Source organism: Kosakonia oryzae, from assembly GCF_001658025.2.
GTDB classification, from domain to species: Bacteria; Pseudomonadota; Gammaproteobacteria; order Enterobacterales; family Enterobacteriaceae; genus Kosakonia; species Kosakonia oryzae.
The window spans coordinates 3596749-3611393 of record NZ_CP014007.2; the positions used below are offsets into that span (position 1 = coordinate 3596749).

At 52.7% G+C, this 14645-nt stretch carries 8 protein-coding genes; 3 read left to right on the forward strand and 5 right to left on the reverse strand.

Annotated elements, in window-relative coordinates:
• Position 1: 1 nt before the first annotated feature.
• From pgaC to AWR26_RS17165, 5 genes are all read right to left on the reverse strand, one after another.
• A complete protein-coding gene (pgaC, locus tag AWR26_RS17145) occupies positions 2 to 1330 on the reverse strand; it encodes a poly-beta-1,6-N-acetyl-D-glucosamine synthase (RefSeq protein WP_064567623.1) in 1329 nt (442 codons plus the stop codon).
• The gene (gene pgaB, locus AWR26_RS17150; RefSeq protein WP_064567625.1) at positions 1323 to 3341 is read right to left on the reverse strand and encodes a poly-beta-1,6-N-acetyl-D-glucosamine N-deacetylase PgaB; all 2019 of its coding nucleotides are present in this window, start codon (positions 3339 to 3341) and stop codon (positions 1323 to 1325) included. The genes pgaC and pgaB overlap by 8 nt, the downstream gene beginning before the upstream one ends.
• A gap of 9 nt (positions 3342 to 3350) precedes the next feature.
• Positions 3351 to 5762 (reverse strand): poly-beta-1,6 N-acetyl-D-glucosamine export porin PgaA, encoded by a 2412-nt coding sequence (pgaA, locus tag AWR26_RS17155; RefSeq protein ID WP_064567627.1) that lies wholly within the window; start codon positions 5760 to 5762, stop codon positions 3351 to 3353.
• 255 nt (positions 5763 to 6017) lie between these two features.
• Positions 6018 to 9347 (reverse strand): CapA family protein, encoded by a 3330-nt coding sequence (locus AWR26_RS17160; protein ID WP_064567629.1) that lies wholly within the window; start codon positions 9345 to 9347, stop codon positions 6018 to 6020.
• A complete protein-coding gene (locus AWR26_RS17165; RefSeq protein ID WP_244256201.1) occupies positions 9307 to 10203 on the reverse strand; it encodes an alpha/beta hydrolase family protein in 897 nt (298 codons plus the stop codon). The genes AWR26_RS17160 and AWR26_RS17165 overlap by 41 nt, the downstream gene beginning before the upstream one ends.
• Before the next feature lie 104 nt (positions 10204 to 10307).
• Here AWR26_RS17165 and AWR26_RS17170 point away from each other — a divergent pair, with 104 nt between their 5' ends.
• From AWR26_RS17170 to AWR26_RS17180, 3 genes are read left to right on the forward strand one after another with little or no spacing between them, the layout of a single operon-like run.
• Positions 10308 to 11987, forward strand: coding sequence for a hypothetical protein (locus AWR26_RS17170; protein ID WP_064567631.1), 1680 nt, complete (start codon positions 10308 to 10310; stop codon positions 11985 to 11987).
• Positions 11988 to 11996: 9 nt separating this feature from the next.
• Positions 11997 to 12701, forward strand: coding sequence for a cysteine protease LapG (lapG, locus tag AWR26_RS17175; RefSeq protein WP_139227858.1), 705 nt, complete (start codon positions 11997 to 11999; stop codon positions 12699 to 12701).
• A 9-nt stretch (positions 12702 to 12710) separates the two neighbouring features.
• Positions 12711 to 14627 carry a bifunctional diguanylate cyclase/phosphodiesterase gene (locus AWR26_RS17180; protein WP_064567635.1) on the forward strand — a complete coding sequence of 639 codons (1917 nt, stop codon included), beginning with the start codon at positions 12711 to 12713 and terminating at the stop codon, positions 14625 to 14627.
• Positions 14628 to 14645: the final 18 nt, after the last annotated feature.

The following is a 14645-nucleotide window of genomic DNA, read 5'->3' on the forward strand; positions in this document are numbered from 1 at the left end:
ATCACATCCTCCCGATACCGCGATCGGGGCTAACCCAGCGGGCGCGAGCGCGCTGGCGTTTAAGCATCACTTTAGGGAAGGCAACCAGGGTAGTGAACAGACTCAGCATCCAGTAAATGACCGGAAACCAGATAATCCAGAACAGCGAACCGGCAATACCTTTTTCATACCGGCGTTCGATCATCAGGCTGACAAAGAACTGAATCAGGCACATCACACCGAGCATCAGCCCGGTAAATTCTGGCGGCATAAGCTGTTGAATGGTCAGATTAGGCGGCAGCGGCACCACCATACCCAACAGGAACAGTACAATGCTCATGGCATAGGCGAATGCCCAGGTTGTGGAGCAGCAAAACTCGATAAAAAGCGGCCACATGCGGCGGTATTCCCACGACCACAGACGACGGATATTGACCAGAAACACCTCCGCGCCTCCCTGTGCCCAGCGCAACCGTTGTTTCCACAGCCCCTTCATCGTTTCCGGCATCAGGATCCAGCACAACGCGCGCGGCTCGTAGAAGATAGCCCAATGTTTAAGCTGCAATTTCCAGCTAATATCGATATCTTCAGTGATCATATCCGGGCTCCAGTAACCCACCTCCGATAGCGCGCGGCGGCGAAATGCCGTAATGACGCCGGAGACCGTAAAGATCTGCCCATATACACGCTGCGTTCGTTTGATTAAGCCGATAATCGACGAAAACTCGCCCACCTGTACCCGCCCCACCAGCGTTGAACGCGTCCGAATGCGCGGATTACCCGTTACCGCCCCCACTCGCGGATATCGCAACAGCGGTTCCACCAAATAAGCGGCAGTATCGCGTTCAAGCAGAGCATCGCCATCAATACAGACAAGGAAATCACTACGCGCCGCGGCGGCACCGGTTTTCAGCGCCACGGCTTTGCCCTGATTTTCCGCGAGGTGGATAACCCGCAAGGTCGGATATTCACAGGCAAGTTGATCCAGAACTTCGGCGGTATTGTCGGAAGATCCATCATTGATGGCGATCACCTCAAAGTTTTCATAACGCTGAGCCAGCGCCGCTTCGATGGTTTCGCGGGCGTTGACGCCCTCGTTAAAACAGGGGATCAAAATCGAGATCATCGGGTTACCTTCCAGCTCTGGCGGCAAAACCTCCTCACCCCATTGCCAGTGGCGTTCCTGATGAAACCAAAAGTAGATGCCGCCGGTGATCCATAATGCGGACATAAACAGTGGCCAGAAGAAGACAAAGTTCAGAATCACCGTCCCGGTGAACAGCGTAGCCGCGCCAAACGGCAGGCCAAGCACCAGGCAAAGCATCAGAAAAGCCAGGATACGATCAATCATTTTTGGGATACCAGTATGAGGAGAATGCCGGTCTTACCTGCGAGATATCCGGTTTTCCATTAATGAAATCATCGGGATAGTAACCAAAACTCGCCGCCCCACTTTTCTGGAGCTGATACATCCATTCCGCCATTTGTTGGCCGCTGATTTCGGCATGAGCGCTGTCGCTGCGCCAGTCGAGTCCCTGCAATTCAAAGACGGTTTTACTTAATGCGCCGGGATGCTGCGCTACGGTGGTCACCAGTTTATCCAGCCAGGCGTTGCTTTCATGGAGCGGGATATTTTCCATCAGCGGCATCGCCATCGGCGCTGTCCAGTCGTAAGTACTCAGGAAATCATCCAGATTCTGCGCATACCAGGCCTCACTTTCCGGTTGCAGAATGGGCATGGCGTAAATATTGCGCGCCGTACGTACCTGCGGGCCGCGAATACTTCGTACGACCTGCGTAAGTTGTTTAGTAAAATCAATCAAATAACGACTTTTATAGCGAGTCCAACGCTGAAATTCCTCCGGATTATTGCGGATATCGCCGATGTCGCCGCTGAAGCCTGCGTCGTGATACGCCTGCATCGCCGCCGGGCTGGCATCCTCAAAATCTGACAACAGCGCATCGTCGTGGAACAGGATGCCGGTGAACGGCGCGTGACGCGCCAGATCTTCATAGATTTCGATGATGCGCTTGCGCGCTTCCGGGCTCCAGGGGGAAAGGCGCTGGTACTGCTTGGGCTCAACGCGAGTTTTGCCGGTTTTCGGATCCCAGCTCTCAACGCGCGGCAAACTGCTCTCCAAATCGAAAGAGAGTACCGGCATCCAGGCATAAACCTTGACGCCTGCGCGAGTCTGCAACTGCCAGGAAAGAAAATTGAACAAATCGGCACGCACCGGCAGCCAACGATTCTGGAAATAGAGCGCTTTCACTGTTCCGCTGCCATCCGGGTCGGCGAAAGCCTGTAAAAAGACATGCGTGATTTTCATGTCGGAAACGCGCTGGATTAACTTGTCGATGTTTTTGCTCAGTTGCTGCGGATCCGGATCGTAAACGTAATCCAGATCGATATGCATAACCCGCGCATAGCTGGCTTCCTGCACCCGGGTAATTTCAGTGGCGAACTCGCTGATATCCGGATTAAGGGAGATCAGCACGCGTGGAATATTCATCAAATCGCGGACGTCGCCCAGGCCACTGTTGAGCGTAAAGGCCATCTGATAGCCATGCTTGCTGGCAATAGAGAGAGTGGTTCCATTCGCGGCACCGTAAGGCCAGACCCAGACACGAGGAGATTTCCCTGTAGCATCACGAAGCGAGGCAGAGATATGACTGACGTCAGCATCTATACGGCGGGTGAATTGTTCTTCGGTTTCATACTGACCGGTGACTTTATTGTACAGGCGATTAGCAACAACCGGCTCTGCGCTCCCCTGTGGGTTAGCCTGGCTGCCATAGTGAGAATTCCAGGTATGGGCACCAATCTCTACCAATGGCGAGCGGCTCAATTCGCGCACCATATCCCAGGTTGCAAACCGTTCCCGTTCGGTCATCAGGCCGCCAAAATCCACCTTCTTATCGGCTGGCGTATCAACCCAACTGCCCACCGGTGCCCACAGTGCTGGCCAATTATAGGCTTTGAGCAACGGCCACACGCGCGTGTAAAAACTGCTGTAGCCATCATCGAAGCTTATCAGCACGGCTTTCGGAGGGAGGGGCGTTCCTCCATTGTGCGCATCCAGAATCTGCTGAACACTAACGGGCTGATAGCCGTTATCACGCAGCCAGACCATTTGATCGTTCAGCGCGCTGGTTTGCACCGATAAGTAGCGCTGATCGGCGACCTGATCCTCAACATCATGGTAGGCCAGCACCAGGAAATGGTTTTCCGGCCACGGCTTATTTTGCTCAAGCTGCGGACGTTCCGCAGGCGGTAGAAAACGCGGCGTTTCGGCACCGCTGTAGCCCGCTATCAGCAACCAGCCCGCAGCAAGTAAAATGATACGGAGTACATAATTCAGCATGACATATCCTTAAAACCGTAGGTTCATATCAAAGGAAACACCCAGGTTTCGTTCACGTTCACCATCGTAAGGGCGCTTATCCCATGTCACTAAAACGCCCGTATCCAGGACATTGTTCCATTGCACCCTCTGCCCATAACCCAGTTGCGTCACCAGCCCCGTACCGTGATCCTTTTGCCAGTACGCCCCAAGGCCGCCAACAAATTGCTGGCTCCATACCAGATCGTAATGTCGGTACATGATGTGTTGCGCAGAGAGTCCAGGCGTCACGGAAAAGTCGCGTTTGGGGTTGTAGTAAGGCACGTTTTCTCGCGTATTTGTGCTGGCGCTGATATCCGGAGTGAGATCGAGCATGAAATGGGGCGAAGTCCATAGACGCTCTTTGCCGCTTAGCCCATATTCCACGCGCTGGTTACCATCGGAAAACCAGGTTGGTGCGACGCTCAGACGATATTCCCGGCGTTCGTTTTGATACCAGCGCACATAAACTTGTCCGCCATTTGCGGTGATGCCATTGCGTAGTGCACGCAGCGGCGTACCGGCGGAGAGACGTTCTGCAGAACCGCCGATGCGCCAACTGTCGCTAAAGTCATGCCAGGCGGAAAGCCGCGCGCCAGGCTTGTTGCCGCGACCGAAATTCTGATTTGACAGCTCTGCTTCAACCCAGTAATCACGGGTCGTAAACTCGACGCCGCCGGGCACGTCCCGGTTGTAGCCCTTGCCTTCAGCAAACTCGCCGGTTGCAAAATTCATCCCGGCAAAAAGTCGCCAGTGATCGGCAATCGGCGGGCCATATAAAACAGAGTTCCAGGTAAAATCGCGCGTACCGCTAATGGGGCTGTCGGAAGAGATGCCTTTGCTGCCGCTAATGCGCAGTTCATACATATGGTGAATCGCTCTGGCCCGGGCAAGCTCTTTTGTCGCCGGTTCTTCCGGGCTGCGGGTTACCACATCCTGCGTTAGCTGCTCGAACTGCTGCCACTCCTGTAAGGATTGCGCCGTATAAGCCTGCTGACGCTCCAGATCCAGATTTGAGGGTTCCACTACCTCGGCAAGTTTAAGTTGTTGCTCGGCGGCATGCGTCCGGCCACGTGCCGCCAGTACCGAAGCATAGTTGATGCGCAACGACTGATTACCCGGCGCGGTGCTTGCCATGTTGGCGGTCAGTTTTTCCGCTGCGGGCAGATCGTTCGCCGAGGAATAATAGCGGGAAAGCAGGATCCGGCTGGTGAGCCACCGATCGTTGGGCGACGGCACCGGCGAACCATATTCATAGACCAGGTAGGGGGTATTGGCGACCATTTGATCGACAATGCGCTTTGCCGCTGGAAAATTTTCGCTCTCAATCGCGGCGTAAAACATCTCCGGTTCGATATGCGCCGGATGTCGCCCAAATAACCGGTACGCATCTTCCGGTTCACGCTGCGAAAGCAGTGCAGAAGCCACCCAGCCGTCAACATAATCGGGAACCGGTTTGCCCTCCGCCTGCAGCGCGTGATACTCACGCACGACATCGGCAAAATCATTTCGCGCCAGCAGTGCACCCAGGCGATCAATGCGCGCCTGGCGATAATCATCTTGCGCTTCAGGAAGCCCCTTCCACTGCGCCAGAAGTGTGTCATAACGCGCCAGCGCTTTGTCAGCCACGAGAAATCGTTCTGCCTCTCCGCGTGAGGTCTGCTGCGCGACTCGCACCAGTTCCGCTGCCGCATTCAGCTCCAGGCTGCGCTTTTGTCCGGCGGGCAGATCCATGGTCCGTGACAGAACCAGAGCCGGATCCGCAATGCGGTTGGCCGTCCATGCATCAAGGAGATCGGCTTTGACCGACCTATTTTCCCCTTCTTTTTGCCAGGCCTGAGTGATAGCAAACAGTGCATCCCAGCTCTTACCCTGCGCTCGCCAGACATAAGCCAGCGTCTGATATTGCTGCACGCCCGGATTATCGTGCACGAGCCGCTGCGCCTCGCTAAGCGCAAGGGTATTGCGCTGCGCATCAGCCAGCGTCAGGATCCAGGCCATACGTAAATCGTCGTTAGCCGGTTCCATTTGACGCGCTTTTTCCCATAGCGCCAGGGAGGAATCCCACTGTTTCAGGTTGCGATAAGCCTGAGCAACGGCCGCGACTCCCCGAGCAGGGATCGTCATTTGTGAACGGTATCGTTGCCAGACGCGTATCACTTCCTCATCACGTTCGGCCCAGCCCGCCACCTGCAACCAGTCCGCCACCTGATTAACATTCAGCGCACCCTGTTTTTCCTGGTTTTGCAGCCAGTTAAGTAATCCCCCGGTCTGACCGTCACGCGCCTGCAAAACCAGTTGATCGTAGGTCGAATCGACGGCATTTGCCGAGGCAGACAGTAGCAATAAACTCAATGCCCAACAAAGTCTGGCGCGGGTGCGAACATGTAATTGTCTATCCATATTGGCTCTTTCACTCTCTGCTACGGGTATCGTTCTATGCGAAATAGAACCTGGACTCAGGTTCAGCAATAGAAATACACGCAATATAATCAATGAGTTATTTCGTTATCGTCATGGCAGTAAACCTGCCGCAGCCAGTTAAGGTAAACAAGGTCAAAAAGGGAGGCGCGTCACGAGCACCGCAACGACGAGTACCGTCAGGCGAAGCTCGGTGAACGTAAAGTTATCGGCCAGGTCACACCCGGTCGATCGCCATCAATGACCTGTGAATCTGGCATCCAGTGGTAATACGATTACCGGGCGAGCATTTTTTTGGCGCCGAATCCAGGCGCCCTCCTTCTGTGGATGATCGACCACGGTAGTTCCCTGCTCGCGCAAAACCATAATGAGGTGTTCGAACTCGGTTTCGCTCACTGGCCGGGGCTGCCAGAATGTTTGCTGGTTATCGGTAAAAATGGGCTGTAATTCCAGCGCAGGCTGCGTTCCCCCTAAGGACAAACGCACGATAAAACCGTACGGCGGCATTCCGCGCGACTGATACTCTCCGTTGCTGTTGAACACGCCATTACCAATGCTGTAGAGCACCCAGCCTTGCTCTGTGCGCACGATATCGCCGGGAATATGCGGGCCAGAGCCAATAATCAGATCGGCGCCGGCATCCATCAGCCGCTGTGCAAGCAGGCGCTGCTGTGGGCGTGTCCATTGATAATCTTGCCCCCAGTGAGCCAGCACAATCAGCGTTGCCGGATCGTCGCTACGTTTTTCCTCGCGCAGCTTTTCCGTTAATCCTCCACTGATACAGGCAACGCCCGCACGGCGCGGTTGCGCATAGAAAGCGCAATCCTGTTCCATGTATTGCCGAAACCAGTAAGCGCTGAAAAATTTAAAACGCCTGCCGTTAATCGCCAGCGTTAATGGTGCATGCGCTTGTGCGGCATTCATTCCCGCGCCAAACGTGGATATTCCCTGCTGCGAAAAAGCATCCAGTGTGCGACGTAACCCGGCGATCCCCGCATCCATCGCATGATTGTTTGCCAGCGACACGGCATCAATGCCGTGATTTTTTAAGGTCGCCGTTGTCGCGAGCGGATCGCCGGTCAGACAAAAGGGTTTACGCCCCGCCAGCGTGCCCTGTGCGCTCTCGGTTAGCGCCGCTTCAAAGTTCGCGATCGTCAGGTCGCTCCCCGCCAGTAACGGCGCGATGCCGAGAAACGCGTGATCGTAACCGTAACGTTGCAGCCCATCATCGATGCCGCGGCGCTGACGCTGGCGCGTGTACCACTCGCCACAATAGGTGTCGCCCAGCAGCGCCACGGTAATGTCGTTTTTATCGAAGGTGATGACCTGCTGATCATTAACCGCCGTTGTCGCGCCTTCCGCCTGCGCTAACAATTCATCCAACAAATAGTCGAGATGAAAAGCATCATCAGCACCGGCGGCACAGGCCAGCCATAGCTCACCGCCGTGGCGATGAATGGCAAATCCCCAGCGCGGCGTGTCGCCGGAGCTATAGCTGTAGCTGGCGCGGCCAGCGGCCTGAATATTGCTGCTCTTACGGTACAGGCGCTCGCCAGAGACCATTTCGCTTTCGGCAAACCAGTGCAGAAAGTGCGGGAAATGTTGGAAAAAATGGCGGACCAGCCGCGCGATATCCTGCAGCGTTGTTTGCTGTTGCCGCCACAATCGCCCCGACACATTACTGATTTGCGTCTGCGCCATCCCCAGCGCTTTGACCTGCGCCTGCACGCGTGAAAGCGCCGCCGCCGTATCGCCAGCCAGATGGTGCGCAAGATTAACGGCAGCATCTCTGGCGTTGTGAATGATCAGCGCCTGCAGCAGGTCTTTCACGCTGTACTCTTGCCCCGCTTCCAGCCCCAATGCCGGGCCTTTTTGCAAAATAGCGGCAGGCACCGTTTTCGCGGTGATGGGGGTGGTCAGCGCGCCGTTGTTTTTGTTCTGCCGGGCGGCAAGTTGCGTAATTAATAACAGATGACTTAAATGCAAGGGTTCGAAAACCGCATCAGCATGACACGACACCACCTGCTCACCGCGGGAAAGATTGATCAACACACCCGCCGTCTGACCTGCCTTTAACGCGGGTGCCGCACGACGACTGATATTTTTCATCCGGCTGACGATCTGATGAAAGTCGGAATCGCTGACGCTGCCTTTAACCAGAACGACGTCCCCCGCTTTCAGCCCGGCCATCACGCTTTCAGCCATCTCGTCAACCTGGGTAAAATGACCGCTGACCCGTTCGGCAGGCAACGCCGCCATCAAATCCCGCATCTCTTCACCATGCAGCCAGACCCGATCAAAACCGGCCCGCAGCAGAGGTTCCGCCAGGGCAATATGGCTCTCTTTAGCCAGTTCGCCGAGGGTTGCCAGCCGCCCGAGAACCGCAACACGCCGTTGCCCAGGCTGCATTCGATACAGGGAGGCGACCTCAAACGCATTGCACATCGAGGTCAGCGTAGCGTTATAGTTGTCATCAATGAGCGTTACCGAACCGCCGCCAGGCAGCGTCATTGTCCCGGTTTGTAATTTATTTTTATGATTACGGTAATCTGCAATACGCCCGGCCGCTTTATTGATATCGCAGCCTGACAAATGAATGGCAATCAGCGCAGCAATAGAATTTCTCGCCATGCCTTTTCCCGGCACATTCAGTTGATATTTAATTGCCGTGCCGTTGAATAAAATTTCTATTATTGAGTGGTCCGTTTCCGCTGCATAATTCGTGACAGGAACATCAGCCTGCGGATGAAAACCATAACTGATTACGCGGGCACCGTAGCGAATAGCCTCCTGAGATACAAAATCATATTCATCCATATCACGATTTAATATCGCATAGCCGCCAGGTAAAATCGCATTGCATAACCGTGTCTTAAAACGTGCGGTATCACGCAATGTTTTCACATTACGCCCCACCTGCGTCATGCCTATTTCCGTGATGATAACAAGATGGGGTTTAATTCGCGTCCCCGCGCCGCCAGACTGCATCCATAATGCGGAAATAGCCACTTCCAGCACCACATATTGCGGATCGGTAATACAGCGAGCAAGGCTTACCATCGTTCCGGTTCGGGTATTATGGTTCCCTTGTGTCGCAATCGTGGACCCCTCTTCCGCCAGCAACATATGTAATAAATCTTTCGTCGATGATTTCCCTACCGTACCGGTGATAGCGATAATTTTGCCATTCATCCGACGGCGTGCTTCATCGGCGAGAACCGGTAATACATCATAGGTATTTTCCACAACCATTTGCGGAAACCAGTCAGGGAGTTCCGCAAGATAATGCTGAACAATTGCGCCACAGAAGTGATGATAATTATTTTTTAATACCTGGTGAGTATCTTTCCAGCCCGCATAAATACCCGTATTCCCGGAACCGGCATGCCAGGTTTTTTCATCCATCGCGATAAATAAACATTTACCGTTATTTTTTTTGGTATCAACCATGGTCAGCGCAATATTATCTGCCCGCCACTCTGTGCCAGGTTGTACGTGCCATTTACTGCCCAGCAAACGCTCAAGCTCAGCGCTTTGCCATCCGCGCTGATGTGCATTGTTTGACATACTTTAGCTCTTGATTGCCTTTAAGATTATGATATTCAGGGGGATATGCAGGCGATTCAATTAAAGCGACGCGATGATGTTTATCACGCAAGGCGCGAGCAAATTTAACCTGAAGTTCAAAGGGGGTGATTTGATCCTGGAGATTACCAATGACCAGAATCTGACGCTGCGGGTCAGGAGGAATATTATCAACGTGATAGAGCGGATCATAAGGATTAGCCAGGCCGGTAATATCTTTCCCCGCATCGCTGCGCTCACCACGCTCTTTACGCAGCACTTCTGCCCGATTAAGAAGATCCCAGGCTCCTGAAGTTAAAATCGCGCAGCGAATATCAGTACGCCCGAGCGTTAATAATGCTGAGGCCGCAGTTGCGCCGCCGCTATGGCCTGCCAAAATAAACTGCCCGATATTGTATTGTTGGCGCAGCCGGTCCAGCGTGGCGTTTAACGCCAGAAATTCAGCGCGTTGCCGACGGTTATAGTGATTACCGCTGGAGCCGTAAGTGCCAGGTCTGGCAACAATAACGACCGGTAAGCCGGTTCGCATACTGAATTTTTTGGCGATTTTTCGTTGTGCCGTTGCGGTATTTGCCGGAATAGTTTCAGGATCGCGCTTGATAAAAGGGACGCGATCGCCCAGAAATACCACCACAACCAGCGGTGCATTTTGCATATTTCCACCTGCAAAATAGCGGATGCAGTCAACTCCGCCATCATATTTAACCCAGACTTCATCAGCCGTAATGGGACAATTACTGCTAATAGCTTTTTGATTCCATAACAAGGGTATATCTGCATAAACAGAAATGGATAAAAAAAATAATGTGATTATTCCGATACGCAGTTGAAATGGCATATTTGTCCCCTGAACCAGAACAATAGGCTGCTACAATTGCAGGGTATAAACCTGAAATTATTAAGAATAGATGTTGCTGGCGCTAAAAATTAACGGGGAGCCAAATGTCGCTTCATCAATTACTTACACATATACAGCCCGCCGCAGAACAACTGGATATTAGCACGCTTTCCTCCCCCTCACCTGGCTGGGTTATTTTTTTCAGCGCCAGCGATGGTAAAAGCCGTGCACAAGTTGCGTGCGGGCGCGGCCAGCGTTTCGATGAAGCATGGCAGAACGGAGCCGCTGCATTGCAACAGTTATGTGGTCTCCGGGAGGCAGAGATAATCTGGCTGCGCGTTGATATCGTTGAACAGGTTGAAAAGCTGCGTTGGGAGAAATTGCAGCAGAAGCTGGCGGCGACCAAACGTAACTATTTTCGTTGGGGATTAAGTTTCGATCCTGCGTTTAACTATGCCTTTCTGGAACAGGAAATTGCTGCCAATGCGCTGCTGTATGACGGAAAACAGGGCGTCGCGACGCCCAATAGTGCAAATCTGGCGCACTTTACCCGGCGGCGTTTTGGCGCGCGATTCGACTGGCCGCAGGAGGCGGATCGGCCGATCTGGCGCTTCAAGACCAGAGCGCTTTTTTCCGACGGTAAAACGCTACTGCCCATTGAATCTCAGGGACGAAACTCAGGGTATCGTCAGCTAACACAGTGGCAGGATGAGCTGGAGATGATGATCCTGTCGGCCACCGATTATCTGGCGCACCAGATAAAACCTGACGGCCAGTATGAATATGGCTGGTTTCCCTGTTTTGACCGCCGGATCCCCACCTACAACACATTACGCCACGCCAGTTCGACCTATGCCTTGCTTGAAGGCTGGGAAGTCAGTCGCAACGATGATCAGCGAAGGGCTATCGAACGCGCCCTGAAATACCTGAGCGATGAACTGATTCAAAATTATCAACTGCCCGATGGCAGCAGCGCGGATTTTCTTATCGATAGCGGTAATGAAATCAAGCTGGGCGGTAACGCGGTCTGTATCCTGGCGATGGCAAAATATACTGAACTTACCGCCGATGATCGTTATCTTGCGCAGATGAACCGGCTGGCGAATGGCATTTGTTATATGCAGGATTCGCACACCGGCGCTTTTGTGCATGTCTTGCATGCGTCTGATTTATCACTAAAAGCTGAGCACCGTATTATCTATTACGATGGCGAAGCCGCTTTTGCGCTGATGCGCCTGTACGGAATTACCCGCGAGCCGCGCTGGCTGTCCTGCGTTGAACGGGCGATGGACTATTTTATCGCTCAGCGGCACTGGCAGGCGCACGATCACTGGTTAAGCTACTGTGTGAATGAGTTGACGCTCTATCGTCCGCTTGAACGTTATTACCAGTTTGGCCTTGACAACGTCCATGGCCATCTTGATTTTGTACTGAACCGGATCACAACCTATCCAACACTGCTGGAACTGATGATGGCGGCGGCAAAAATGATTGCCCGCCTGGCGGAATCTGAGCACCGGCATTTGTTAAAAGAACACGATCCTGAAAAATTTTCTCTGGCGCTGGAAACTCGCGCCCGTTATCTGGCTAATGGTTTTTTTTGGCCGGAACTGGCGATGTTTTTTAAAAATCCATCGCGTATCGTTGGCAGTTTTTTTATTCGCCACCACAGCTATCGGGTCAGGATTGATGATGTCGAACACTATCTTTCAGGTTACATCGCCTATCGAAAATACTGGCAGCAACAAGCCGCTCATCATACTGAACAAAATTCTGCCCCTTAGTAGTGGCTTATGAACGAGCGCTCCTACTCAACCAGAGCAGGCCACGGCAGGCAGCGATATGTGTGCTTCTGGTTGTTGCTTGTGTTTCTGTTTTCTCCAGGTGGATTGGCCGCCGGATGGGATTTCAATGCGATTAATTCCCGCACGCGCCAGTTATATGGCGCAGCGACGCCCGCAGCTCAGCAACGAATTGATCAATGGGCAATATTGGTGAATAACCCGCCGCAGGAATCGATTAAAGGAAAGTTAAATCGTGTGAACCAGTTTTTTAATCAACGCATGCTTTTTCGCGATGACAAACTGGTCTGGGGAAAGGAAGACTACTGGGCAACACCGATTGAATTTTTACGTAAAGGTGAAGGCGACTGCGAGGATTATGCGTTAGCCAAATATTTCACATTGCGGGAAATTGGCGTACCCGCCAGTCAGTTACGCATCACCTATGTCAAAGCAATAAAACTGAACCAGGCGCATATGGTGGTGACGTGGTATGCCACGCCGGACGCCATACCACTGGTGCTGGATAATTTGAATACCGCGATTTTACCGGCCACACAGCGTCCGGATCTTCTGCCGGTTTATGCATTTAACGGCGAGGGGTTATGGCTGCCAGGAGCCGGGGGAAATAAACGTGTCGGCGACAGTAAGCGGTTATCCCGCTGGCAGGATCTTCTCACAAGAATGCGTGCGGAAGGATTTGTCATTCAAGAATAGGAGATTGCCATGTCATTGTATAAGCAGCTGCTGATCGGCATCTGTCTGTTTACATTGGTTCTTTTATGCGGAAATTACGTTATCACGCTTGAAAGCTCACGTGAGCAGTACAGCAATCAGTTGAATTCGCACGCCCAGGATGCCGCGACCGCGCTGGGCGTTGCGCTGACCGGCCATATTGACGACCCGGCAGTGATTGAGCTGATGGTCGATTCCATTTTTGACAGCGGTTATTTCTACAGTATTCGCCTGGTTGATGTGAAGAGTGGGAAGACGTTAATTGAGCGAAAAGGCACGCCGCAAAGCGCCAATGTTCCACGCTGGTTCGCCCATCTGGTAAGACTGCGGCCAGGCGTGGGCGATGCCATCGTGATGGATGGCTGGATTCAGGCAGCACGTGTTGAAGTGGTCAGCCATCAGATGTTTTCGGTGGCCCGATTATGGAACAACATGGTTGCCAGTTTCCTGTGGTTAAGCCTGTGCAGTTTGCTGTGCATTTTGTGTGCGATGTTCATGTTGCGCCGCAGCCTGCGTCCTTTGAATAACGTTGTTGAGCAGGCTCGCTCCATCTGCCACCGTGAGTTTCGTAAAGTCACCGATGTGCCTAAAACACCGGAGCTAATGCGCGTTGTCGAAGCCAGCAACATGATGGTTTCGCAACTGAAAGCCCTGTTTCATGAACAAGCAGAACGCACCGAATCCCTGCGCGCAGCCGCCTATCACGATAGCCTGACGGAACTCAATAACCGGCGCGCATTTGATATCAAACTGCAATCACTGCTGAGCGATGAAGAGAGCAAAGAGGGAAACCTTATTTTGCTGCGGGTGCAGGATCTTACCGGGTTAAATCAGCGCGTCGGCGCAGAAAAAGCCGATGAGCTACTGAAATCCATTGCCACGATTTTGCGCGAACTGCTGAAACGCTTTCTGCACAACGAGGGGTTTCTCGCCCGCATCCGCGGCAGTGAATTTGCGCTCCTGACCGGCGAGTTTCTACCGGCAGAACTGGAAAACTTGTTGTCCCAGCGGCTGAAAGCGCTTAACGATACGGGAATGAGCGATATCTCGCCCGTGGCCTATTTCACGCATGTCACCTTTCGGGCAGGTGACACGCCACAGGCGGTGCTGGCGCAGGCCGAAACGGAGAAACATTTCGCAGCAGATCCGTGGATAACCACAACGGGTTACGGTGAGGAAAACCATCATCAGTGGCTTAGCAAACTCGAAAAAGTATTGAATGCAGAAAAGTTTATCCTTTTCGCGCAGCCGGTATTTTCCTGTCACGATCAACAGCGCATTTTGCACTATAAAGTGCTGGCGCGAATAAAAGAGGATAATGGCGAATTAACGCCTGCCGGACATTTCATGCCCTGGATTCATCGATTTTCGCTTAGCTTTCGCATGGATTTAGTCATGCTTAAACAAGTACTGCGTGAAATGACAAATATCCCCTACCCTTTAGCGCTGAGCATTAGTGGTGAAAGCGTAGCGAATGACGAAAAACTGGATGCGATATTACAGCTGTTAAAAAATGCGCCGAATCAGGCCAGTCACTTAACTCTCGAACTGGATGAAAATGAATTGCCCCATGCCGAACGCGTCAATGAAGTGGTTAATAAACTTAAAGCCGTGGGTTGCCATCTGGGTATTCAGCATTTTGGCGGTAGATTCAATTTGATAGGTAATTTACCGCAATGGGGGCTGGCCTGGATAAAAGTGGACGGTGCCTATATTCATCTTATTGATAAAGAAGAAGACAAAAGAATTTTTATTGAAGCGATGTACTGGGCGACCCGGCAAATCGATCTTCCGCTTATTGCTGAGCGAGTGGAAACATCCGGAGAATTGGCGATACTCAATAAAATAGGTCTCTATGGAGCAATGGGCCGTTACTTCGGCGAGCCCGGTTTATTGTCGAAACAATAAGTTACTAGCCACACCATA

Bases quoted from the DNA above. Each gene is read 5' to 3' on its own strand.
- pgaC (WP_064567623.1), bottom strand. From the start codon at position 1,330: ATGATTGATCGTATCCTGGCTTTTCTGATGCTTTGCCTGGTGCTTGGC.
- pgaB (WP_064567625.1), bottom strand. From the start codon at position 3,341: ATGCTGAATTATGTACTCCGTATCATTTTACTTGCTGCGGGCTGGTTG.
- pgaA (WP_064567627.1), bottom strand. From the start codon at position 5,762: ATGGATAGACAATTACATGTTCGCACCCGCGCCAGACTTTGTTGGGCA.
- AWR26_RS17160 (WP_064567629.1), bottom strand. From the start codon at position 9,347: ATGTCAAACAATGCACATCAGCGCGGATGGCAAAGCGCTGAGCTTGAG.
- AWR26_RS17165 (WP_244256201.1), bottom strand. From the start codon at position 10,203: ATGCCATTTCAACTGCGTATCGGAATAATCACATTATTTTTTTTATCC.
- AWR26_RS17170 (WP_064567631.1), top strand. From the start codon at position 10,308: ATGTCGCTTCATCAATTACTTACACATATACAGCCCGCCGCAGAACAA.
- lapG (WP_139227858.1), top strand. From the start codon at position 11,997: ATGAACGAGCGCTCCTACTCAACCAGAGCAGGCCACGGCAGGCAGCGA.
- AWR26_RS17180 (WP_064567635.1), top strand. From the start codon at position 12,711: ATGTCATTGTATAAGCAGCTGCTGATCGGCATCTGTCTGTTTACATTG.